This is a genomic window from Brevundimonas sp. VNH65 (genome assembly GCF_049445955.1).
In the GTDB taxonomy this organism is placed as follows: domain Bacteria; phylum Pseudomonadota; class Alphaproteobacteria; order Caulobacterales; family Caulobacteraceae; genus Brevundimonas.
In genome coordinates, this window is record NZ_JBMSDX010000001.1 from 570,563 (window position 1) to 590,357 (window position 19,795).

Annotated in this window: 19 protein-coding genes and 2 tRNA genes; 8 read left to right on the plus strand and 13 right to left on the minus strand. The window is 67.5% G+C overall.

Annotated features, from left to right (window positions below):
- Positions 1–2 precede the first annotated feature (2 nt).
- The 3 genes from ACO2Q1_RS02780 to ACO2Q1_RS02790 form a co-directional block, all read right to left on the minus strand.
- Positions 3–302 (minus strand): phosphoribosyl-ATP pyrophosphohydrolase, encoded by a 300-nt coding sequence (locus ACO2Q1_RS02780; protein WP_423328019.1) that lies wholly within the window; start codon positions 300–302, stop codon positions 3–5.
- Complete coding sequence (locus ACO2Q1_RS02785; protein WP_423328020.1) at positions 302–1,156, minus strand: thymidylate synthase; 855 nt, start codon at positions 1,154–1,156, stop codon at positions 302–304. Before ACO2Q1_RS02785 ends, ACO2Q1_RS02780 begins: the two co-directional genes overlap by 1 nt.
- 1,160 nt (positions 1,157–2,316) lie before the next feature.
- Positions 2,317–2,859 carry a DUF924 family protein gene (locus ACO2Q1_RS02790; RefSeq protein WP_423328021.1) on the minus strand — a complete coding sequence of 181 codons (543 nt, stop codon included), beginning with the start codon at positions 2,857–2,859 and terminating at the stop codon, positions 2,317–2,319.
- Here ACO2Q1_RS02790 and ilvC point away from each other — a divergent pair.
- Complete coding sequence (gene ilvC, locus ACO2Q1_RS02795; protein ID WP_423328022.1) at positions 2,858–3,895, plus strand: ketol-acid reductoisomerase; 1,038 nt, start codon at positions 2,858–2,860, stop codon at positions 3,893–3,895. The two genes, ACO2Q1_RS02790 and ilvC, sit on opposite strands and share 2 nt — an antisense overlap.
- 35 nt (positions 3,896–3,930) lie before the next feature.
- Here ilvC and ACO2Q1_RS02800 read toward each other — a convergent pair.
- A tRNA-Pro gene (locus ACO2Q1_RS02800) sits at positions 3,931–4,007 on the minus strand.
- 172 nt (positions 4,008–4,179) lie between these two features.
- Between ACO2Q1_RS02800 and ACO2Q1_RS02805 the strand changes: the two genes are divergently transcribed.
- A tRNA-Gln gene (locus ACO2Q1_RS02805) sits at positions 4,180–4,253 on the plus strand.
- Between the two features lie 129 nt (positions 4,254–4,382).
- Here the strand turns inward: ACO2Q1_RS02805 and ACO2Q1_RS02810 are convergent.
- The 4 genes from ACO2Q1_RS02810 to ACO2Q1_RS02825 form a co-directional block, all read right to left on the minus strand.
- Positions 4,383–6,353 carry a M61 family metallopeptidase gene (locus ACO2Q1_RS02810; protein WP_423328023.1) on the minus strand — a complete coding sequence of 657 codons (1,971 nt, stop codon included), beginning with the start codon at positions 6,351–6,353 and terminating at the stop codon, positions 4,383–4,385.
- A gap of 108 nt (positions 6,354–6,461) precedes the next feature.
- Positions 6,462–6,887 (minus strand): hypothetical protein, encoded by a 426-nt coding sequence (locus ACO2Q1_RS02815; protein WP_423328024.1) that lies wholly within the window; start codon positions 6,885–6,887, stop codon positions 6,462–6,464.
- A gap of 132 nt (positions 6,888–7,019) precedes the next feature.
- A complete protein-coding gene (locus tag ACO2Q1_RS02820) occupies positions 7,020–7,259 on the minus strand; it encodes a DUF2164 domain-containing protein (RefSeq protein WP_423328025.1) in 240 nt (79 codons plus the stop codon).
- A complete protein-coding gene (locus ACO2Q1_RS02825; protein WP_423328026.1) occupies positions 7,256–9,163 on the minus strand; it encodes an ABC-F family ATP-binding cassette domain-containing protein in 1,908 nt (635 codons plus the stop codon). Before ACO2Q1_RS02825 ends, ACO2Q1_RS02820 begins: the two co-directional genes overlap by 4 nt.
- Before the next feature lie 139 nt (positions 9,164–9,302).
- Here ACO2Q1_RS02825 and ndk point away from each other — a divergent pair, with 139 nt between their 5' ends.
- Positions 9,303–9,722 (plus strand): nucleoside-diphosphate kinase, encoded by a 420-nt coding sequence (gene ndk / locus ACO2Q1_RS02830; protein ID WP_423328027.1) that lies wholly within the window; start codon positions 9,303–9,305, stop codon positions 9,720–9,722.
- Between the two features lie 248 nt (positions 9,723–9,970).
- Here ndk and purN read toward each other — a convergent pair whose 3' ends face one another.
- Complete coding sequence (gene purN / locus ACO2Q1_RS02835; protein ID WP_423328028.1) at positions 9,971–10,573, minus strand: phosphoribosylglycinamide formyltransferase; 603 nt, start codon at positions 10,571–10,573, stop codon at positions 9,971–9,973.
- 87 nt (positions 10,574–10,660) lie between these two features.
- Here purN and ACO2Q1_RS02840 point away from each other — a divergent pair, with 87 nt between their 5' ends.
- From ACO2Q1_RS02840 to ACO2Q1_RS02850, 3 genes are all read left to right on the plus strand, one after another.
- Complete coding sequence (locus ACO2Q1_RS02840; protein ID WP_423328029.1) at positions 10,661–11,845, plus strand: DUF418 domain-containing protein; 1,185 nt, start codon at positions 10,661–10,663, stop codon at positions 11,843–11,845.
- 101 nt (positions 11,846–11,946) lie between these two features.
- A complete protein-coding gene (locus tag ACO2Q1_RS02845) occupies positions 11,947–13,527 on the plus strand; it encodes a S10 family peptidase (protein ID WP_423328030.1) in 1,581 nt (526 codons plus the stop codon).
- Positions 13,528–13,588: 61 nt separating this feature from the next.
- The gene (locus ACO2Q1_RS02850; RefSeq protein ID WP_423328031.1) at positions 13,589–14,122 is read left to right on the plus strand and encodes a hypothetical protein; all 534 of its coding nucleotides are present in this window, start codon (positions 13,589–13,591) and stop codon (positions 14,120–14,122) included.
- Between the two features lie 110 nt (positions 14,123–14,232).
- On the opposite strand, the gene purM is transcribed toward ACO2Q1_RS02850, so the two are convergent.
- Entirely contained in the window at positions 14,233–15,270 is a 1,038-nt protein-coding gene (gene purM, locus ACO2Q1_RS02855) for a phosphoribosylformylglycinamidine cyclo-ligase (protein ID WP_423328032.1), read from the minus strand.
- Positions 15,271–15,374: 104 nt separating this feature from the next.
- On the opposite strand from purM, the gene rnd reads away from it, so the two are divergent.
- A complete protein-coding gene (gene rnd / locus ACO2Q1_RS02860; RefSeq protein WP_423328033.1) occupies positions 15,375–16,526 on the plus strand; it encodes a ribonuclease D in 1,152 nt (383 codons plus the stop codon).
- A 143-nt stretch (positions 16,527–16,669) separates the two neighbouring features.
- Here rnd and ACO2Q1_RS02865 read toward each other — a convergent pair whose 3' ends face one another.
- Together ACO2Q1_RS02865 and ACO2Q1_RS02870 are read right to left on the minus strand one after the other, a co-directional pair.
- Positions 16,670–16,975 carry a GIY-YIG nuclease family protein gene (locus ACO2Q1_RS02865; RefSeq protein ID WP_423328034.1) on the minus strand — a complete coding sequence of 102 codons (306 nt, stop codon included), beginning with the start codon at positions 16,973–16,975 and terminating at the stop codon, positions 16,670–16,672.
- A gap of 162 nt (positions 16,976–17,137) precedes the next feature.
- Complete coding sequence (locus tag ACO2Q1_RS02870; RefSeq protein ID WP_423328035.1) at positions 17,138–17,503, minus strand: VOC family protein; 366 nt, start codon at positions 17,501–17,503, stop codon at positions 17,138–17,140.
- A gap of 120 nt (positions 17,504–17,623) precedes the next feature.
- On the opposite strand from ACO2Q1_RS02870, the gene ACO2Q1_RS02875 reads away from it, so the two are divergent.
- Entirely contained in the window at positions 17,624–18,274 is a 651-nt protein-coding gene (locus ACO2Q1_RS02875; RefSeq protein ID WP_423328036.1) for a hypothetical protein, read from the plus strand.
- A gap of 7 nt (positions 18,275–18,281) precedes the next feature.
- Here ACO2Q1_RS02875 and ACO2Q1_RS02880 read toward each other — a convergent pair whose 3' ends face one another.
- Entirely contained in the window at positions 18,282–19,772 is a 1,491-nt protein-coding gene (locus ACO2Q1_RS02880; protein WP_423328037.1) for a Ppx/GppA family phosphatase, read from the minus strand.
- Positions 19,773–19,795 lie beyond the last annotated feature (23 nt).

A 19,795-nucleotide genomic window follows, 5' to 3' on the forward strand; every position in this document is an offset into this window, starting at 1 on the left:
ACTTAGCTCTCGCGCTCCAGCCACTTCAACCACTTCCGCTGCATGGCGGTTTCCAGATCGACGCCGGCGCGGTCGCAGTAGATCAGCAGCATGCCCAGCACGTCCGCCGCCTCGTCCGCCAGGGCCTGGGGGTCGGCCGCGCCGCGCGCCCGGCCGGACAGGCGCAGATGTTCGGCGGTCAGCTCGCCCAGCTCCTCCTGCAGCTTCAGCAGGGCCCAGTCCCGGTCGCGGTCGATGGCGTGCTCGCGTGCATAGATGTCGGAGATGCGCAGGACGCTGTCCTGCAAGTCCTTGATATTCATCAGATCGCGACGTCGGCCTTGATGTGCGGCCAGGGCTGGTAGTCGCTGAGGGTGAAGTCCGACAGGTCGTAGGCGAACAGGTCGTCCCTGGCGGCGATCGTCATGGTCGGCAGGGGCAGGGGCTCTCGCGTCAGTTGCAGCTCGGCCTGTGCCAGATGGTTGGAATACAGGTGGGCGTCGCCGAAGGTGTGGACGAACTCGCCCGGCTTCAGCCCCGTCACCTGGGCCATCATCAGGGTCAGCAGGGCGTAGGAGGCGATGTTGAACGGCACGCCGAGGAAGACGTCGGCGCTGCGCTGATACAGCTGGCACGACAGCTTGCCGTCGGCGACGAAGAACTGGAACAGGCAGTGGCAGGGCGGCAGGGCCATGTCGTCGACGTCGGCCGGGTTCCAGGCGGTGACGATGTGGCGGCGGCTGTTGGGATTGGTCTTCAGACTGTCGACCACCCGGGCGATCTGGTCGATGACACGACCGTCGGGGGCGGTCCAGGACCGCCACTGCTTGCCGTAGACGGGACCCAGCTCGCCCTCGGCGTCGGCCCATTCGTCCCAGATGCGGACGTTGTGATCCTTCAGATAGCCGATGTTGGTTTCGCCGCGCAGGAACCACAGCAGTTCGACGATGATCGAGCGCAGGTGCAGCTTCTTCGTCGTCAGCAGGGGGAAGCCCTTCGACAGGTCAAACCGCATCTGGCGGCCGAACACCCCCAGGGTGCCGGTGCCGGTGCGATCATCGCGACGCGCGCCGGTGTCCAGGATGTCGCGCAGCAGGTTCAGATACTGCCGCTCCGGATGGTCGGCCGGAGCCACGGGCAGGGACTGAAGATCAGCGAGGGCGACCTGGGCGTTCATGGGATCAACCTTGAAGCCAGATGAGGTGATTCGGAACGCCGAAACGCGTTCGCGTCCACAGGAATTGCGCGTCGGCGGTCGCCGGTCGGCGCGGCGTTGCCCTGTTTCAACCTGCCTCATCCTCGGGCTTGTCCCGAGGACCCATTCATCCGTGCGGGCGAGCGGTGGATCGGGGCGCATGTCATCGCAGTAGTTCGTGCGGCGGTCGGGATGGGCCCTCGGGACAAGCCCGAGGGTGACGGGATTTTTTGGATTGGGGGATTTTCCCCCTCCACCGCTTCGCGGTCCGGTCGTCGGATCGCGTGTGATCTTCCACCAAGCCGGGGGCGTCGCCCCCTCCACCGCTTCGCGGTCCGGTCGTCGGATCGCATGCGATCCTTCTCCACCCCCAGAAGGCGGAGGAGAAGGCGTGCGCCATCGGCTTCACGGCGGGGGCCTGAAGGGTGCGGGAGGGGCGGAGCGCCGGGCCTCGCCCGGTCTGTAGGATAGAAGTACCGTTTTCGACGAAGGCCTGATGTCGCTCCGCGCGAGGCCTGGACGGGAGGAGCGACGGGGGGCGCTGATTGGCGCCGGCGTCGAATAGCCCCCCGGCGGGCGGGTCGGCCGGCGTGGCCGATCCCCGGAACGGTCGGGATTTCAACCCCGACCCAGCCTCGGCTCCGAAAAGGTTCCCCTCCGCGGTCGAGGCGGCGGGGCCCGTGTGAACAGACCCCGCCCCCGCTGTCTCGCCTCCACCGCCCGCAGGTCGCCGGCCGACGGCCCTCCCGTGCGGCGGAGTGGGAGCATTATGGATGAGGTTTCACCTGCGCCCGGAAGAGGGCTGCAAGTTTCAGGGAAAGGTGAGGGAAATCAGCGAATCCGGGTGTTGAAGTGTGATGGATGACCGCCCTCTGCCAGACGCCTCCCTCTCCCGGTTGGGAGAGGGATTGAGCGCACGGCGGCGCAGCCGTCGTCCTGGCGCTCAAGGGTGAGGGGACGGATGGTGGGGTCGGCGTGAGCCGTGTCACGGGCGGTGCGACGGCTGTCGCCGAAGGCTGGACCGTCCCCTCATCCGTCTCGCTACGCGAGCCACCTTCTCCCAACAGGGAGAAGGGATGTTTGATGCGACCCTCTCCCAACCGGGAGAAGGAGTTGGGACGGCGGCTGTCGCCACGGGCGTGTCAGCCGGCGAAGCCGCCTTCGTCGAGGAAGGCCTGTTCCTCGGGCGTCGTGTCGCGGCCGAGGCAGCGGTTGCGGTGGGGGAAGCGGCCGAAGCGGACGATGATGTCGCGGTGGATGTGGGCGTATTTCAGAACCTCGGGCATGTCGGCGCTGAGGGCGACGGCCGCGTCCTGATCGGCCAGGGCCTCGGAATGTTCGAAGGGGGTGACGAAGAACTGGCGCAGGTCGGCGTCGAACGTCTGAGGGAAGCCGCGATCCCAGGCCTGGCCGGCGAACATCAGCCCCAGGGCGTCGGTGGCGAATTGATGCGCCGTGCCCCGGAAGCTGTTGCGCGGGTATTGATCCAGCAGGATCATCAGGGCCAGCGCGCCTTCGGCCGTCTCGATCCAGTCGTCCAGCTCCCGGCGCGCCGCCGCCCAGTGCAGGTCGTGGGCGGCGTCGCGGAACTGGCGATCGAAGGCGTCGTCCTTGGCGTACCATTTGGCCGCGCCCGCCGCTTTCCAGAAGGCGACGACCGAGGAAGCGGTTATGAGAACGGTCATGACGCAGACTCCGAACGACCCCGTGACCCTAGCCGACCCGCTGCCCGTGTTCCACGACCGCGACTGCGATCTGTCGATCATTCGCGGTCGGCGGGTGGCGGTGATCGGCTACGGCAGCCAGGGACGGACCCATGCCCTGAACCTGCGCGATTCCGGCGTGGCCGACATCGTGATCGGGCTGAAGCCCGGCTCGGCCACCCGGGCCAAGGCCGTCGCCGACGGCTTCGTCGTCAGGACGGCGGGCGAGGCGGCGGCCGGCGCCGACGTGATCGCCGTCATGGTGTCGGACGAGGCGCACCGCGACCTGTATCGCGACGAATTGGAGCCCAATCTGGCGCCCGGCGCGGCCCTGATCTTCGCTCACGGCCTGTCGGTGCGGTTCGGCCTGGTCACGCCGCGCCCGGACCTGGACGTGATCCTGGATTCGCCCAAGGGCATCGGCCCGCGCATCCGCGACCTGTACGAGGCCGGGGAGGGGGTGTTCTGCCTGTTCGGGGTGCATCAGGACGCCACGGGCGGGGCGCATGCCCTGGGGCTGTCCTATGCGGCCGCCCTGGGGTGTGGGCGAAAGGGCATTCTGGAGACGACGTTCGCGGCCGAATGCGAGAGCGACCTGTTCGGCGAGCAGGTGGTTCTGTGCGGCGGAATCGGCGAACTGATCGATGCGGCCTTCATGAAGCTGGTCAGAGCCGGTTATCCGCCCGAGGTGGCCTGGTTCGAGTGTTTCTATGAGGTCAAGCTGGTCACGGACCTGATGTATGAGCGGGGCATGGCGGGGGCGTTCGGCAAGATTTCGAACACGGCCGAATACGGCGCCTATCTGACCGGGCCGCGCGTCATCGGCGAGGCGTCGCGGGCGGCGATGGACGGGGTGCTGGCCGATGTGCGCGACGGGACGTTCGTGAAGCGGCTGATGGCCGACTATGACGCGGGATCGCCGGATCTGCTGGCCCGCCGGCGGGCGCTGGGCCAGCGCACGCTGGAAACCGTCGGCGCGCACCTGAATGCGGTCGCGGCGGAGGCGTCCGAGATCTGAGGGCGAGGCGCCCTCGGGAAGGGCGGAGATCCAAATGGTCGGAGTGGCAGGATTCGAACCTGCGACCCCTGCGTCCCGAACGCAGTGCTCTACCAGACTGAGCCACACTCCGACTTGGAGGCGGGCTTATAGCGAGGGGGTTTCGCCGCCGCAAGCGCCTTGTGACGCGCCGGGCGGCGGCTTTTTCGTTCGATCGATTTCGCCGCGTTTCGGGTGTTGCATCCCCCGCGGCCTTGGCGTATCTCGACCGCCTTCCGGCGATCCGCCGGTTACGCCGATCCTGCTGGGGAATGGTGTAATGGTAACACTCCGGTTTTTGGTACCGTCATTCTAGGTTCGAGTCCTAGTTCCCCAGCCATCGGTTCTCCCGCGCCTCCGTCGCCTTCCACGCCCTGCGGGGCTGCGTCCGCGCGGGTTCGGGATTTCGAGCGGCTTCCGGCCGATTCTGACCACCTCTGACGGGACGGCGCAGGCCGCCCTCCGGGCCTCAGCGCGTGCGGGGCGTCAGGATTTCGCCCAGGCGGTCCGGCGCGCCCTCGATCCGTTCCAGCCGCGGATAGCGCAGGCCGTCGGCGTAGGTCAGGTTGACCGTGCGGAAGCGGTCGCCGGATTTCAGCAGCAGGACGATCGGCCGGTCCGTTCCCTTGGCCGCGGTGACGGCCTCGCGCAGGCGTTCGGCGCTGGCGGCGCGGTCATTGATGGCCAGCAGGTCCCAGCCGACGCCGATGTCGGCCTGGAACGCCGGGCTGCCCCAGCGGATGTTCGACAGGCGGTTGTTCGGCCCGGACAGGGTGAAGCCCAGGGAATACTGGAAGTCGTTGGCCCAGCCGGACATGATCCGCTTCTCGGCGGCGGTCAGGCTGTCGACATAGGTCAGGCGGTAGCCGCCGCGCGCCAGGCCGTCGAGCGGCGCCCTGGCGTCCGGTCCGGCCGCGTCCAGACGGGTGCGCAGGAAGGTCGCCCAGTCACGGGGGTGGACGGCGTTCAGATGGCGCACCACGTCCTCGAACCGGTAGCCCTCGGGTGCGACGACCCCGTCGTTGCGGCCGAAGAAGCTCTTGGCGAAGTCGTCCAGCGAGCGACGGCCGTTGGTCGCCTCGCGGATCAGGGTGTCGGCGTCCAGCCAGACCAGCAGGGCTTCGCGGTAGTAGTCGCCGGTGCCTCGCATCCAGGAGGACCACTGGCCCGGCACGCGATAGCCGAGCAGATTGTGGTTGTTGGTGTCCTGTAACGAGCGCCAGCCGCGCCCCGGCTGATTGTCATAGAAGCCCGCGATCCCGGCCAGGGTGATGAGGGACTCCTCCTTGGTGTGCAGGCCCGAGCGGGCCGACAGGACCTCGCCCCAGTATTCGGTCTGGCCCTCATAGACCCACAGCAGGGTGTTTTGGGTCGGAACGTTGTAGTTGGCGGTCAGCTCGTCGGCTGGCCGCATGTGCTTGCCGTTCCAGGAGTGGACGAACTCGTGCGGCAGCAGATCGCGCGCGCCGTTGTGCTTGTCCCAGGCGGTGAAGAAGTCGGTCGCCCCGGTGTTTTCCGAACTGCGGTGATGCTCCAGGCCGATGCCGCCGATCTGGTTGGTCAGGCCGAACAGGAACTCATAGCGGTCGTAGTGCCGCGCGCCGAACAGACGGTCGGTCTGGTCGACCAGATTTCGGTAGAAATCGAGCTGGGCCTCGGTCGCGGCCAAGTTCTTCGCCTCGTCCGAGACGATGTTGAGGAAGACGTCGCCGTCGGCGCGGTCGATGTTCACCCGGCGATGGTGGGCGCCGGCGAACATGGGGCTGTCGACCAGGGTGTAGAGGTCGACCGGCTTGAACACCGCCGCGCCGCCCTCGAAGCTTTCGGTGTCCAGGGCCACGCCATAGCCCCAGCCCGGCTTCATCCGGACGGTCGGCGCCACCGTGATCCCGGTCGCGTCGTAGCCGGCGGGATAGAGGATGGCCTTCTCCCACTGGAGGTTGACGACGTCGGGGCCCATGACCACCCGCCACTGGCTGCCGTCCGGCTGGGTCAGCCATTCGAACGCGACGTCGATCTCCGTCACGTTCGCCGGGACGTCCAGATGGAAGGCGTAGGGCTCGACCGTGTCGCGCAGCCACTCCAGCCTCTGACCGTTGGCGGTGACGGTCAGTCCCGACAGCAGCTGGATCGGGCCGGTGGCCGCGTGGTTGCCGGGCAGGTATTTCGGATAGAGCAGGGTCAGGGGGCCGGCCGCCGCGACGGGGACGGTCTGTTTCACCCGGATGATGCGGCGCTCGGTGTCCGTGATGTCGGCCTCATACCGGATCACCCCCGGATAGGCGGCCTGGGACGGGGTCGGGATGACCGGCTGGGCGCGGGGCAGGGCCAGGGGCGCCTGGCTCGCCTCGGTCACGACCGCCGTCTGGGCCAGGGCCGGCAGGGCGGCGCCGGCCATCAGGGTGACGATCAGGGCGGCGGGCAGGCGAGCAAGCAACATGACGACACTCTTGCGGCGGAACCAGAGACGGGCGCGCACCGTCGTGTCGTCGGCCCGCCGCGTCAAGGCGTCAGGGATCGCGGCGTGGTCGCAGCCTGGGCCGTCGGACTATGGCAGGGGCGTCAGGCTGATCTCGACGCCGTCGTCCAGAGTGGCGGCGTCGCCGGTCTTCGATCCCATCTGCATCAGGGCGCGCCCGGAACGGGCGACGACCATTCGCGGGTTCGCCAGGTCAGCGCCGTCGTGGTTCAGGTAGGCCTCCAGGATCAGACGGCTTTCGTCGCCGTCGCCTTGTTCAGGCTGAAGGTCGGCGGTGAAGAGATACTGGCCGTCAGCCCCGGTCAGCACGATCTCGGCCTGCCCGCCCTCGCGAATGGCGGTCCGGCCAGAGGCGACCTCGGTGCCCGCGCGCATGACCGACACCTCGATGGCGTAGCGGTTCGGCGTCGCGGCGGCGTCCTGCGCGGACGCCGGAGTGAACAGGGCGAGGGCCGCCAGGGCGGGCGCCAGGGGGACGAAACGCGACAGTCGCATGGTCAGGCTCCTTGCTTGTGCAGGCACCGTCCGGTGACTCGGCCCGGCCGACAAGCGGTCCGGCGGAGAGGAGATGTAGTCGGCGGCGAAGACGGGATCGCGGCGCCGCCCGCTGAAGAGACCGATTTCACTCTAGGAGCGTTCCAGGCCGGCGATGGCTTCGGAGACCTGCTCCGACATCTGGCTGACGATCGCCTGGGCGTCGTAGAGGCCGCGATTGTAGAAGTAGGGGCCGATCTCGCGGGCGAGGAAGTCGATCAGCATCTCCGCCGGCAGATCCCGCAGCTCCATTTCCAGCTCGTCGCGGAAATAGGGGCGTAGCCGCGCCTTGATGTCGGCGATCTCCTCGCGGCTGAACCGGATCGGCTTCATGCGACCTCCGCCAGGGCTTCTTCGGCGGCGATCCAGGCGGCCTCGGCAGCGTCGAGATCGGCCTGGGTCCGGGCCCGCGCGCGGGTCAGGCCCTCCAGCTTCTTCGGATCGCTGACGGCGGCGTTGGCCAGGTCGTCGTCGATGCGGGCGACCTCGGCCGCCAAGCGCGACATCTCGGCTTCGGCCTTCTTGACCGCGTGGCGCAGGGTCGAGGGAGAGGGGCCGGATCTTTTGCTGGTCCTATCGTTGGCCCCGCGGGGGCTCTCTGCCTGAGGGTGTTCTGCGGCGGTTTCCGCCGCCGGTTCATTCTTTACCTGCGACGGCTTCATGCCGGCCTGTTTGGCGCGGTCGAGGACGAACTTCGCATAGTCGTCCATGTCGCCCTCGAACGGGACGACCTTTCCGTCCGCCGCCAGCCACAGCCGGTCGGCCACCAGTTCCATCAGGGACCGATCGTGGGTGATCAGGATGACCGCGCCCGTATACTCGTTCAGCGCGTCCAGCAGGGCCCGGCGGCTGTCAATGTCCAGGTGGTTGGTCGGTTCGTCCAGAATCAGGATGTGGGGCGCATCCATCGCCACTAGATTCAGCAGCAGGCGAGCGCGTTCGCCGCCGGACAGGGCGTCGACCTTGGTCTCCTGTTTCTCGAACGGCAGGCCGAACTGGGCCAGGCGGCTGCGGCGGCTGCTCTCCGAGGCGTCCGGCATGGCGCGGCGGATGATCTCCAGCGGGGTGTCGGTCGGGTCCATCGCCTCGATCTGGTGCTGGTGGAACCAGCCGACCCGCATCTTGCCGTCGCGATGGAACTCGCCGGTCTCGATGCTCAGGGCCTTGGCGATCAACTTGGCGAAGGTCGACTTGCCCGCCCCGTTGACGCCCAGCAGGCCGATGCGGTCGTCCAGGTCCATCCGCAGATTGAGGTTCCGGAGGATCGGCTTGCCCGGCTCATAGCCGACATTGGCGCGTTCGAGACGGATCAGGGGCGGGGGCAGGGGGCGTTCGGGCGACGGCAGGACGAAGGGGGCGACGCGCTCCTCGGGCGGCAGTTCGATCCGCTCCATCTTCTCCAGCTTCTTGACGCGCGATTGGGCCTGGGTCGCCTTGGACGCCTTGGCCTTGAACCGGTCGATGAACTTCTGCAGGTGCGCCCTTTCGGCCTCCTGCTTGGACTTGGTCGCCTCCATCAGACGCAGCTTCTCGGCCCGCGTCTTTTCGAAGGTGTCGTAGTTGCCGGTGTAGAGATCCAGCTTGCGGTTCGAGAGATGCAGGATGTGGGTGCAGACCTCGTTCAGCATCTCCCGGTCGTGAGAGATGATCAGTGCCGTCGCCGGATAGCGCTTGAGCCGGGCCTCCAGCCACAGGGCGCCTTCCAGATCGAGGTAGTTGGTCGGTTCGTCGAGCAGCAGCATGTCCGGTTCGGCGAACAGGGCCGCCGCCAGCGCGACCCGCATGCGCCAGCCGCCCGAGAAATGCGACATGGGGCGCAGGATGTCCTCCTGGCTGAACCCGAGGCCGACCAGGATTTCGGATGCGCGGGCCGGGGCGGCGTCGGCGTCGATCTCGATCAGCCGGCCCCAGATTTCGCCCATCTCCTCGGGCTCGGCCGTCTCCAGCCGGGTCAGCAGGTCATGTCGCTCGACGTCGGCTTCCAGGATGGTGTCCAGCACGCTGACCGGGGTGGCCGGATGTTCCTGATCGACCGAGCCGATGCGGGCGGTCTTGGGCAGACTGACCTCGTCGCCGTTGGCGGTCAGTTCGCCCAGGATGACCTTGAACAGGGTCGACTTGCCGATGCCGTTGCGGCCGACCAGCCCGACCTTGGCTCCCGGCGGCAGGCTGACCGAGGCGTCGTCCAGAAACTGGCGGCCCCAGGCGTTGAGTGTCAGGTTCTTGATCTGGAGCATGAGGTCGTCAGTCGTCGGAAAGATCGGGCGCGAGCGGTCGCCGGCCGCGCATTGAGGCGAAAATAAGCAGCGGTTGGAAACCGGGGAGACCGCCGCTATAAGCCCGCGACCCTCAATCTCCCAACAAGAAGTCACTCCCATGACCGAACGCACCTTCTCGATCATCAAGCCCGACGCCACGCGCCGCAACCTGACCGGCGCCGTCAACGCCGTGATCGAGGCCGCCGGCCTGCGCATCGTCGCCCAGCGCCGCGTCAAGCTGACGACCGAACAGGCCAAGAAGTTCTACGAAGTCCACGCCGAGCGCCCGTTCTACGGCGAGCTGGTCGAGCAGATGACCGCCGAGCCGGTCGTCGTTCAGGTGCTGGAAGGCCCGAACGCCGTCGCCGCCTATCGCGAAGTCATGGGCGCCACCAACCCGGAACAGGCCGCCGAAGGCACCATCCGCAAGCAGTTCGCCCTGTCGATCGGTGAAAACTCGGTCCACGGTTCGGACAGCTTGGAGAACGCCGGCATCGAGATCGCCCAGTTCTTCACCGAAGACCAGATCGTCGGCTAAGGCGCTTCGCGCCAGACATCGAAGAAGCCCCGGAGCGATCCGGGGCTTTTTTGGTTTGGGCCTGTTCTTGTGAGTGCCGACGTCCCGCCTCACCGAGCATCCCGGCGAAGGCCGGGATCCAGATGGCGAACTTCGTCTTTTGGGTGGTTCGATCCATCGCCCCGCCTCGACGACCCGGAGTTCGATCTGGATTCCGGCCTTCGCCGGGATGCACGGAGGGGGGAGGCGACGGCACGCCCGCACGCGCTCTAGCTGAGGGTTCGGCAGAAGTCCGACAGAACGGCGGGGTAGAGGTCGTGCTCCGCACCGAGAACCCGCGCCGCCAGGGTCTCGACGGTATCTTCGGCCTGCACCGGGACGCGCGCCTGGCCCAGGATCGGGCCCTCGTCCACGCCCTCGGTCACCAGATGCACCGTGCAGCCCGCCTCGGTGTCGCCGGCGGCCAGGGCGCGGGCGTGGGTGTCGAGGCCCGGATAGAGGGGCAGCAGGCTGGGGTGGATGTTCAGCATCCGTCCCTGCCATTTTCGGACCAGCCACGGCGTCAGCAGCCGCATATAGCCGGCCAGGGCCACGACCTCGACGCCTCTGTGTTCCAGCTCGGCCTGGATCGCCCGCTCATGCCCCTCGCGATCCTTGCCGAACGGCCGGTGATCCACAGCGATGGCCTCGACCCCGGCCGCCCGTGCGCGCGCCAGTCCGCCCGCGTCCGGACGGTTCGAAAGCACCAGCACCACCTCATAGGCCGCATCCATCGGCTGTCCCGCCGCGATCAGCGCCGCCATGTTCGATCCGCCGCCCGAAATCAGGACGGCGACGCGGCGGCGATGGACGGGGGCGGGGGCGGCGGTCATGGCGGCGGCTGGATGGCCGCTCCCGGCGCGCTTGGCAAGGCGACGCCCGCCCGCCTTTCTGGAACAGTCGCTGCGGGGGAGTTTGAGATGAGCACGATCGAGACGCCCGGCCCGGCGCGCCTGCCAGTGATCGACAGCCTGCGGGCGCTGGCGCTGTGGGGCGTCATCGCCATGAACATCCTGTCCATGGTCATGGCGCTGGACGCGGCGGCGGTGATCGAAAGGGCGGGGCCCGCAGACTTCGCGGTCGCCGCTTTCGACCTGATCCTGGTTCAGGGCAAGGCGCGGTCGGTGTTCGCCTTCCTGTTCGGCGTGGGCTTCGGACTGCTGATGTCACGCACCGGGCCGGGCTTCATCGGCTTTTATCTGCGGCGCATGGCGGTGCTGCTGGCGATCGGCCTGTTCAACCTGGCCTTCCTGTTCTGGGGCGACATCCTGATCCTCTACGCCCTGCTGGGCATGGTGCTGATGCTGTTCCGGCGGTGGAGCGATCGGTCGATCCTGACCCTGGGGCTGATCCTCATCCTGGCGCCCCCGCTGATCGCCGGGGCGATAGAAGCGGTCACAGGCGCGCCGATCCGCGGTCTGTCGGGCCTGACCTCGGCGGAGGGATGGCGGCTGATCGAGGCCCGCGCGCCGATCTATGCCGAGGGCTCCTACCTCCAGGTCGTGGCCGCCAACCTGCGCTACTACGTCGATCATAACCTGCACGACACGGCCTATGTCCTGACCTATGATCTCGGCGTACTGGGCCTGTTTCTTCTGGGCCTCTGGACGGCGCGGAAAGGCGTGTTCGCCGACATCGCGGCGTGGCGGCCGCGCCTGCGCCGCATCGCCTGGATCTGCCTGCCGATCGGCTTTGTGCTCAGCGCCGTGCATGGCTCCGGCCGGATGGGGATCGAGGCGGGCCCGTTGCTGCGCGCCGCCGTCACCGCCGCCTATGTCGGCCTGCCGGTCATGGCCATGGGCTACGCCGCCCTGTTCACCCTCTGGCTGTCCGGCAAGGGGAAATGGCTGCAGAGAGGCCTGACCCCGATGGGGCGCATGGCCCTGACCGGCTATCTGGCGTCCAACCTGATCGGGGGCTTCATCTGGTACGGCTGGGGGCTGGGCCTGATGGGCGACATCAATGTCGCGGGGATGGCCGCCATCGGTCTGGCGATCTTCGTGGCGCTGTGCGTCTTCAGCGCGATCTGGCTGAAGCGGTTTCGGCAGGGACCCGCCGAGGCCCTGTGGCGTCGCCTCAGCGGCAGAAGATCGCGGCCCGCCTGACGGCCGTATACGAAAATGCGCGCGCGGGCTTGCGAAGCGGCCGGGCCCGGACGTAGCGTCCCGATCCTGTTCAAGGGCCTGTTGTCCCGGGGGATGTATCCATGACGCGCCTTCTGTCTTTCGCCTGCGCCGCCCTGGCGCTGGCCGCCGTGAGCATGCCGGTTCTGGCCCAGTCGCCGGGCGCCATGCAGTCCGCGCCCGACCGGTTCCGCAACGCCAACGCCCAGGCCGTAGAGGCCGACTGGGCCCGCGCCCCGGTGGCCGAGCAGGAGGTGGTGACGAAGGGGTCGGTGACCGCCCATGGCCAGACGCTACGCTACTCCGCCACGGCGGGCACCCTGACCATCCGCGACGACGCGGGCATGCCGACGGCCAGCCTGTTCTTCACCGCCTATACGCTGGACGGCCAGCCTGCAGGGCGCAGGCCGGTGACCTATCTCTATAACGGCGGCCCGGGCTCGCCGACGATCTGGCTGCACATGGGCTCGTTCGGCCCGGTGCGGATCCTGACGGACGAGCCGGTGGTCGAGCGGCCGGCGCCTTTCCGCTTCGGTCCCAACGACATGACCCTGCTGGACCAGACCGATCTGGTGTTCATCGACATGGTCGGCGCCGGATACTCGCGGCCGCTGGGCGAGACGCCGGGTTCGGCCTTCTGGGGCGTGGATCAGGACGCCGACGCCTTCACCCGCGCCATCATGCGCTACACGACCAAATACAGCCGCTGGACCAGCCCGAAATACATCATCGGCGAGAGCTACGGCACGCTGCGCGCCGGGGCCGTCGCCTACAACCTCGAGAACCAGGGCATGCCCCTGAACGGCGTGGTGCTGCTGTCGTCGATCATGAACTACGGCGTACGCCAGCCGGGATTTTCGTCCAACTACATCGGCCTGTTCCCGACGTTTGCGGCCACGGCCTGGTATCACAACAAGGTGCCCAACCGCCCGGCTGACGTGGAGACCCATGTCCAGCGCGCGCGTGAGTTCGCCCTCGGCCCCTATGCGTCTGCGCTGGCTAAGGGATCGATGATCTCCGACGCCGAGCGGGCCTCGATCGCCCGCCAGATGAGCGAACTGATCGGCCTTTCGCCCGAATATATCGACCAGGCCAATCTGCGGGTCGAACTGGGCGGATTCCGCAAGGAGCTGCTGCGCGACCGCCGCCGCACCATCGGCCGCCTGGACATGCGCTATCTCGGCATGGATGCGGATGCGGCGGGCGGGGACCCGGAGGAGGATCCCTCGTCGAGCGCGATCACCGGCGCCTATTTCAGCGTGTTCCGGGACTATGTGGCCAACACCTTGAACTACAAGACCAATGTCGAGTACCGCATGTCGGCGCGCGGCCTGCCGGGCTTCAACTGGAACTGGAGCCACCGTCCGCCGGTGGGCGGGCCGCAGACGACGCCGAACACGGCCGTCGATCTGGCCACGGCGATGCGGCGCAATCCCTATCTGAAGGTGCTGGCGCTGAACGGCTACTACGACGCCGCCACGCCCTTCTTCTCGACCGAGTTCGACATGGCCCAGATGATGCTGGAGCCCGAGGTCCGGGGGAACGTCGCCTTCACCTACTATGACGGCGGCCACATGATGTACACGAGCCGCGAGGCGCTGGAGGAGCTCCACGCCGACCTGAAGGGGTTCTACGCCGAGACGGTCAACGGCGGGGCGCGTTAGGGGCGTTCGGAGTTCGGCTCAGCCAATAGAGTGGCAGTTGTAGGCAAAGGGGGATGCAACGATGCTGACAATGCTCTTGGCGACATTGGTTTTGGGGGCTGAGACGGTAAGAGTGGAGGTCGCCCCGAAATTTATGAATGGCGTCCACATGGCCTGTGAGGCGTCATTCGACGTGGTAGTCGAAGACACGGCCTATTATCAGGGTGACGCCGTAGCCGTTGCGGGAAGTTTTTCGCTCTACAACTGGCCTGACGGCAGTCGAGTTTTCGTTGGCATGAAACTCGGCGTTTCTCGAGACGGAGAAAACTATACTGCGCCGTCTGACGCCTACGTGGTGAATGGGTTCCATACGAACCTTGGCGAACAACAAGCACAGTCACCCGCAGAGAGTCCGAGGTTCCGCCTCTTTGTTTTTGATGCGGGTGGCCACCAAACGGTGGAGGCGCTCTGGGGGATCAGCTTCCAGAACCGGCTCGATGTTGCTTACACACTCGAAAATGGGACGGTGCCGATGATTTTCGCTGTCGACTTTACTCCCGAGCATGGTGAGGCTTGGGAACGTTGCGTTTCTGCGCTGACAGGCCGTGACGCGTAAGGGGGGCACCCGTTCGAGGCTTTGGGGAAACGCCTAGTTAAAGCGGTTCACCAGCAGGTGGTTGGGCATGCAATGCGCCAGCCCTCTCCCGCCGGGAGAGGAGCCGATGTTCACGAAGCCACCAACTGCCCGCAGACGAAGGCCGTCTCGCCGGCTTCCAGCAGTCCCGCCAGCACCTCCTCGGCGTTTTCCGGGCTCACGATCAGGATGAAGCCGACGCCGCAGTTGAAGGTGCGGCGCATCTCGTGGTCGCTGATGCCTCCGGTCTCGGCCAGCCACTGGAAGACGTGCGGCATCGGCCAGGCGTCCCAGTCGAACGCCGCCTCCAGACCCTCGGCGATGCAGCGGGGCGGGTTCTCGATCAGGCCGCCGCCGGTGATGTGGGCGCCCGCCTTGACCAGACCGGCCTTCATCAGGGGCAGGACCGACTTCACATAGATGCGGGTCGGCTCCATCAGGGCCTGGGCCAGCGACCGGTCACGGGCGAACGGCGCGTCGTCGCCCCACGACAGGCCGGACTTCTCGACCACCTTGCGGATCAGGGAATAGCCGTTGGAGTGGGGGCCGGACGAGCCGACGCCGATGATCAGGTCGCCCGGATGCTGGCGATCCAGATAGGGCAGGGCGTGGCCGCGTTCGACGGCGCCGAGCGAAAAGCCGGCCAGGTCATAGTCGCCGTCCGAATACATGCCCGGCATCTCGGCCGTTTCGCCGCCCACCAGGGCGCAGCCGGCCTGACGGCAGCCCTCGGCGATACCGGCGACCACGCGGCGCGCGTCGTCCACGCTCAGCTTGCCCGTCGCATAGTAGTCCAGGAACAGCAGGGGCTCGGCGCCCTGGGCCAGTAGGTCGTTGACGCACATGGCCACCAGATCGACGCCGACGCCGTCATGACGGCCGGTTTCGATGGCGATCTTCAGCTTGGTGCCGACCCCGTCGGTGGTGGTGACGATCAGGGGGTCGTTGAACCCGGCCGCCTTCAGGTCGAACAGGGCGCCGAAACCGCCCAGCGACGGCTCCGATCCGGGCCGCGCCGTGGACTTGGCCAGAGGCTTGATCGCGTCCACCAGCAGTTCGCCCGCGTCGATGTCCACGCCGGCGTCAGCGTAGGTCAGGCCGTTGTGGAGCTTGTCGGTGTTGTCGCTCATGGGTCACGGACCTGGGCTGGAATAGGACGAGGAGGGCGGGAATCGCGGCGGAATTGCGTTGCGGCTCTTGCCACAAGGCGGTCGCCGGGGGCTATAGCATCCGAATGACGCCGATCACCACCAATGAGGCGCTGGCCGAGTTTTGCGCCCGCCTGTCCACGGCCCCCTTTATCGCGGTCGACACCGAGTTCATGCGGGAAACGACCTATTGGCCGAAGCTGTGCCTGATCCAGGCGGCGTCGTCCGAGCATGAGGGGATCATCGATCCGCTGGCCGAGGGGCTGGACCTCGCCCCCTTCCTTGACCTGCTGCGCGATCCGAACATCGTCAAGGTGTTCCACGCCTGTCGCCAGGACGTGGAGATCTTCGTGCGGCTGGGCGCCATGCCCCGGCCCCTGTTCGACACCCAGGCCGCCGCCATGGCCGCCGGGTTCGGCGATCAGGTCAGCTATGATTCCATCGTCCGCCAGATGCTGAAGGTCGATCTGGACAAGGGCAGCCGCTTCACCGACTGGTCGCGCCGGCCGCTGTCGGACGCCCAACTGCACTACGCCATCGGCGACGTGACGCACCTGGCGGCCCTCTATCCCAAGTTGCGCGACCGGCTGGCGCGCGAGAACCGTCTCGACTGGGTGATGTCGGAGATGGAGGATTTCGTCGATCCGGCGCTGTACGACACCGATCCGGAAAACGCCTGGAAGCGGCTGAAGCCCAAGAAATATTCGGCCAGGTACCTGGCGGCGTTCAAGACCGCCGCCGTCTGGCGCGAACGGGCGGCGCAGGAGCGCGATCAGCCGCGCGGCCGCATCCTGAAGGACGAGGCCATCGACGAGATCGCCACCCAGGGCCCGACCGACGTCGAGGCCTTCAACCGCATGCGTTCCGTGCCCAAGGGCTTCGGCGGGTCGCGCCTGGGGCTGGAGCTGATCGAGGCGCTGAAGGTCGCCCTGGCCGATCCGGAGGCCCATGCGCCCAAGCTGCAGCGCCCGGCCCACAACCAGCCGGCGCCGCCGTCGGTGGTCGAACTGCTGAAGGTGCTGCTGAAGGCCAAGAGCGACAACGCCGGCGTGGCCTCCAAGCTGATCGCCACCGTCGCCGATCTGGAAAAAATCGCGCTCAGCGACGACGCCGACATCGACGCCATGAAGGGCTGGCGCCGCCAGCTGTTCGGCGAGGACGCGATCAAGCTGAAAAGGGGCGAGATCGCCCTGGTCCTCAACGGCCCGCGCGTCGAGGTGGTCGAGATCGAGGGATAAATCCGTCGATCGCTCGCTCGCCGGACGTTTCGCTGGCTAAGGTCGCCGTCGGGTGTCGCCGCCCCGGGTCATCGAGATCAGTGAAGCTGGGTCCTCGGGTTCGCTGGCGCGCCGCGAGGATGACGATGGAGGGAGGGATTGATTCAATCGAACCAACCCTCGGACAGGTCCCGCCATTCCGGATTCTCTGTCTCGATCAGTTTCAGCTTCCAGGTGCGAAGCCAGTGCTTGATCTGTTTCTCGCGCTTGATGGCCGCGACAACGGATTCGAACGGCTGATACCAGACCAGGGTGCGGCATCGGTAGTCCGCCGTGAACCCTTCAAAATGCCCGATCTTGTGTTGCCAAACGCGTTCGTACAGGTTGCTGGACATGCCTGTGTACAGGGTGCCGTTGCGGCCGCTGGCGACGATGTAGGTCGCGATGAAGACCCGGTGTGTTTCTCTCACTTCTCACCCCCCCTGTCGTCATCCTCGGGGTGCGTAGCGAACCCGAGGACCCAGCCGTATCGGTCTGAATACCAGCCAGCGCCGTTTGCGTATCGTGGGTTTGTGAGGCTGGGTCCTCGGGTCTCGGCTGCGCCTCGTCCGAGGATGACGATGGGGTGAGGGCTACGGCTGCGCCGCCGGCTCCCACAGCTCAATCGCATTGCCTTCGGGGTCGTGGATGCGGGCGAAACGGCCGACCTCTGGCATGGCGTCCCATTCCGGCTTCGTGATCACCTCGATTCCGGCGGCGGTCAGCGAGGCTTTCAGTCCGTCGAGGTCGTCGACGCGGAAGTTCAGCATGAAGGCCTTGTCGGCGGCGAAATAGTCGCTGTCCTGCTTGAAAGGCGAGAACACCGTCAGCCCCGCCTGCTGGGGCCAGACATAGACGCCCGGCGGCGCGCCGACGCCCAGGTGCTCCAGGTACCAGGCGGCCAGGGCCTCCGGATCCTTCGATCGAAAGAAGAAGCCGCCGATTCCCGTAACCGCCATGCGTCACCTTCACCGCTACCTAGACCCGCCTTGTAACACGCCCGGGGCCAGCCGACACGCAGCCGTGTAGCTTGTTGGCCGGCGGGGATCGTGGGACCGTCCGGGTGGAAAGGGGGCTCCATGAGCCTGCATCGGGTTTTCGCGCTGGTATTGGCCGTCGTGGCCTTGGCCACCGGGCCGACGTCCGCCCATGCCCTTCAGGATGAGCGCGCCGCGCCGCCGCCTCTCCTCGAAGAGCTCGAGAGGCTGTGCCTTCGCGCCAAGGGCGATCACGTCTGGACCTGGTCCTGGGCCCGGGCGAGCGGATTTGAAGACATGGATCCCTCGGCCGTAACGACCTTCAGCCTTTGGGGTTTCGCTCGTGATCTGCGCGGCATGACGCGGACCGTTGACGGTGTTGAGTATCGCCTCATGACGGCGATTGGCGGTTCTCGCCCCGTTGGATCGGACGCCCGTACGGATGGGCATCAAGCGACGTTTTGTTGGGTCTCGGCCCGCCCCCAGGATCGTCGACGCACCGTGGCCGATGTCGGGCGTCTGCTGCGGGTTCCCTCTTACCGCGTGGGGAACTCAAGGCTCTTTCCGTGGCTCGAACAGGATGGCGAGCGCCGACGCGTCAGCCGCACCGCCTTCGAGCGGGATTTCCACCGCTTGGTTCGTGAGGACCACATGCAACTGGTCAGCGTGACCCACGACAAGGACTGGGTGCACCTGGGCTACTTCCGTCGGCGCGATCCGGCGGCGGAGCCGGACTCGCTCGGCCGATACTGACCGGCGATCAGATATCCAGCTTCAGTCCCATGGCCTCGGCCAGAGCCTTCGCCCGACGCCGGGTCTGTTCGCCCAGCAGCACGTCTGCATAGCCGTCCGAGGCCGTCAACTTCAGCGTGTCGCCCTGCACCCGCACGGCCGCATTGGCGAGAAGCTGCGGCGAACGTCCCGACAAGTCGCAGCCCAGACGCATGGCCAGCCCCAGGGCCCGGGCGCGGGCGCGGGCCGTATCGTCCAGCAGGCGGTCCACGGCCTCCGGCTGGGGCGTCGAGGGCGGCCCGGCGTAGCGGGCGTTCAGCACGGCGGCCAGGAAGGCGCGCTCAGGGTGGGTCTGTCCGGCGACCGGGGCGCGCAACACCTGATCGACGACCAGCTCGACCCGGTGATCGGGGTGTAGCCGCGCCCCCAGGTCGGCCAGGCGGCAGGCGGCCCGCGCCAGCACCTCGTCCCGCGTCGGTCCGAACGCCGGGGGAAGGGCGGCGATCACCTGTCCGAGCCAGGCGTGCAACGCCTCGGGCAGATGCGGCGACACCCCCTGTCTGACACCCAGGGCCATGGCGCCCGCCAGCAGCGGATCCTCAAGCGGACCCGCCGCGTCCAGCGCCTCGAACAGCAGGCCTTCGCGCAGGCCCCAGGCCGAGAACTGGATGGTCTTCAAGTTCAGGCGCTCGATCAGCCCCTCCAGAACCAGGGCGGAGTAGGGCAGGGTCTCGGCGCGCTTCTTTGACACGCCCGGCAGACGTTCAAGGCTGGCCTTCGACTGTTGCGCCATCAACCGCGCCAGGTCGCGCGCCTCGGCCGCCGGCATGGCGTATTGATGCACGATGCGCAGCGGATAGTCGGTCCGCGCCATATGCACCTGCGCCAGGGCCCGCCAGCCGCCGCCCACGGCGTGCAGCACGTCGGCCGAGAACCTGTCGGACGCCGGCTTCAGCACCTGTCCGATGCGGGTCTTCAGGCGACCGGCGTCGAACCCCTTTGGGTCGGCCAGGCTGAACGGCCCGAGGGGCAGGGTCACCCCCGGCCTCTGTCCGCCCTCGCCGATGCGGATCAGCTCCAGGCTGGACCCGCCCATGTCGGCGGCCACGCCTCGTGCGCCGGGATCGCCGGCCATGACGCCGAGGGCCGCGTATTTCGCTTCCTCCTCGCCGGAAAGGACTCGGACCTTCAGTCCGGTCTCGGCGGCGACCCGATCACAGAAGTCGGGCCCGTCCGTGGCTTCGCGCACAGCGGCGGTGGCGGCGACGAAGCTGTAGGCCGGCCGCACCCCTTCCAACACGGCGGCGAAGCGGCGCAGCGCCGTCAGGGCTGTCTCGACCCCGTCCTTGGAAAGCCGCCCGGTCGCCGGCAGGTCGCGGCCCAGCCCGGCCAGCACCTTCTCGTTGAACACGGTCCAGATGGCGCGGCCGTCCAGCCGGTACAGGACCAGGCGCACGGAGTTCGAGCCGATGTCGATGACCGCCGCCTCTGTGGCCGGCGTCGTCAGCAGGTCCTTCACGCCTCAGGTCTTCCCCACGCCCG

Coding starts and splice junctions, on each gene's coding strand:
- ACO2Q1_RS02780 (WP_423328019.1), bottom strand. CDS start 302: ATGAATATCAAGGACTTGCAGGACAGCGTCCTGCGCATCTCCGACATC.
- ACO2Q1_RS02785 (WP_423328020.1), bottom strand. CDS start 1,156: ATGAACGCCCAGGTCGCCCTCGCTGATCTTCAGTCCCTGCCCGTGGCT.
- ilvC (WP_423328022.1), top strand. CDS start 2,858: ATGACGCAGACTCCGAACGACCCCGTGACCCTAGCCGACCCGCTGCCC.
- ACO2Q1_RS02790 (WP_423328021.1), bottom strand. CDS start 2,859: ATGACCGTTCTCATAACCGCTTCCTCGGTCGTCGCCTTCTGGAAAGCG.
- ACO2Q1_RS02810 (WP_423328023.1), bottom strand. CDS start 6,353: ATGTTGCTTGCTCGCCTGCCCGCCGCCCTGATCGTCACCCTGATGGCC.
- ACO2Q1_RS02815 (WP_423328024.1), bottom strand. CDS start 6,887: ATGCGACTGTCGCGTTTCGTCCCCCTGGCGCCCGCCCTGGCGGCCCTC.
- ACO2Q1_RS02820 (WP_423328025.1), bottom strand. CDS start 7,259: ATGAAGCCGATCCGGTTCAGCCGCGAGGAGATCGCCGACATCAAGGCG.
- ACO2Q1_RS02825 (WP_423328026.1), bottom strand. CDS start 9,163: ATGCTCCAGATCAAGAACCTGACACTCAACGCCTGGGGCCGCCAGTTT.
- ndk (WP_423328027.1), top strand. CDS start 9,303: ATGACCGAACGCACCTTCTCGATCATCAAGCCCGACGCCACGCGCCGC.
- purN (WP_423328028.1), bottom strand. CDS start 10,573: ATGACCGCCGCCCCCGCCCCCGTCCATCGCCGCCGCGTCGCCGTCCTG.
- ACO2Q1_RS02840 (WP_423328029.1), top strand. CDS start 10,661: ATGAGCACGATCGAGACGCCCGGCCCGGCGCGCCTGCCAGTGATCGAC.
- ACO2Q1_RS02845 (WP_423328030.1), top strand. CDS start 11,947: ATGACGCGCCTTCTGTCTTTCGCCTGCGCCGCCCTGGCGCTGGCCGCC.
- ACO2Q1_RS02850 (WP_423328031.1), top strand. CDS start 13,589: ATGCTGACAATGCTCTTGGCGACATTGGTTTTGGGGGCTGAGACGGTA.
- purM (WP_423328032.1), bottom strand. CDS start 15,270: ATGAGCGACAACACCGACAAGCTCCACAACGGCCTGACCTACGCTGAC.
- rnd (WP_423328033.1), top strand. CDS start 15,375: ATGACGCCGATCACCACCAATGAGGCGCTGGCCGAGTTTTGCGCCCGC.
- ACO2Q1_RS02870 (WP_423328035.1), bottom strand. CDS start 17,503: ATGGCGGTTACGGGAATCGGCGGCTTCTTCTTTCGATCGAAGGATCCG.
- ACO2Q1_RS02875 (WP_423328036.1), top strand. CDS start 17,624: ATGAGCCTGCATCGGGTTTTCGCGCTGGTATTGGCCGTCGTGGCCTTG.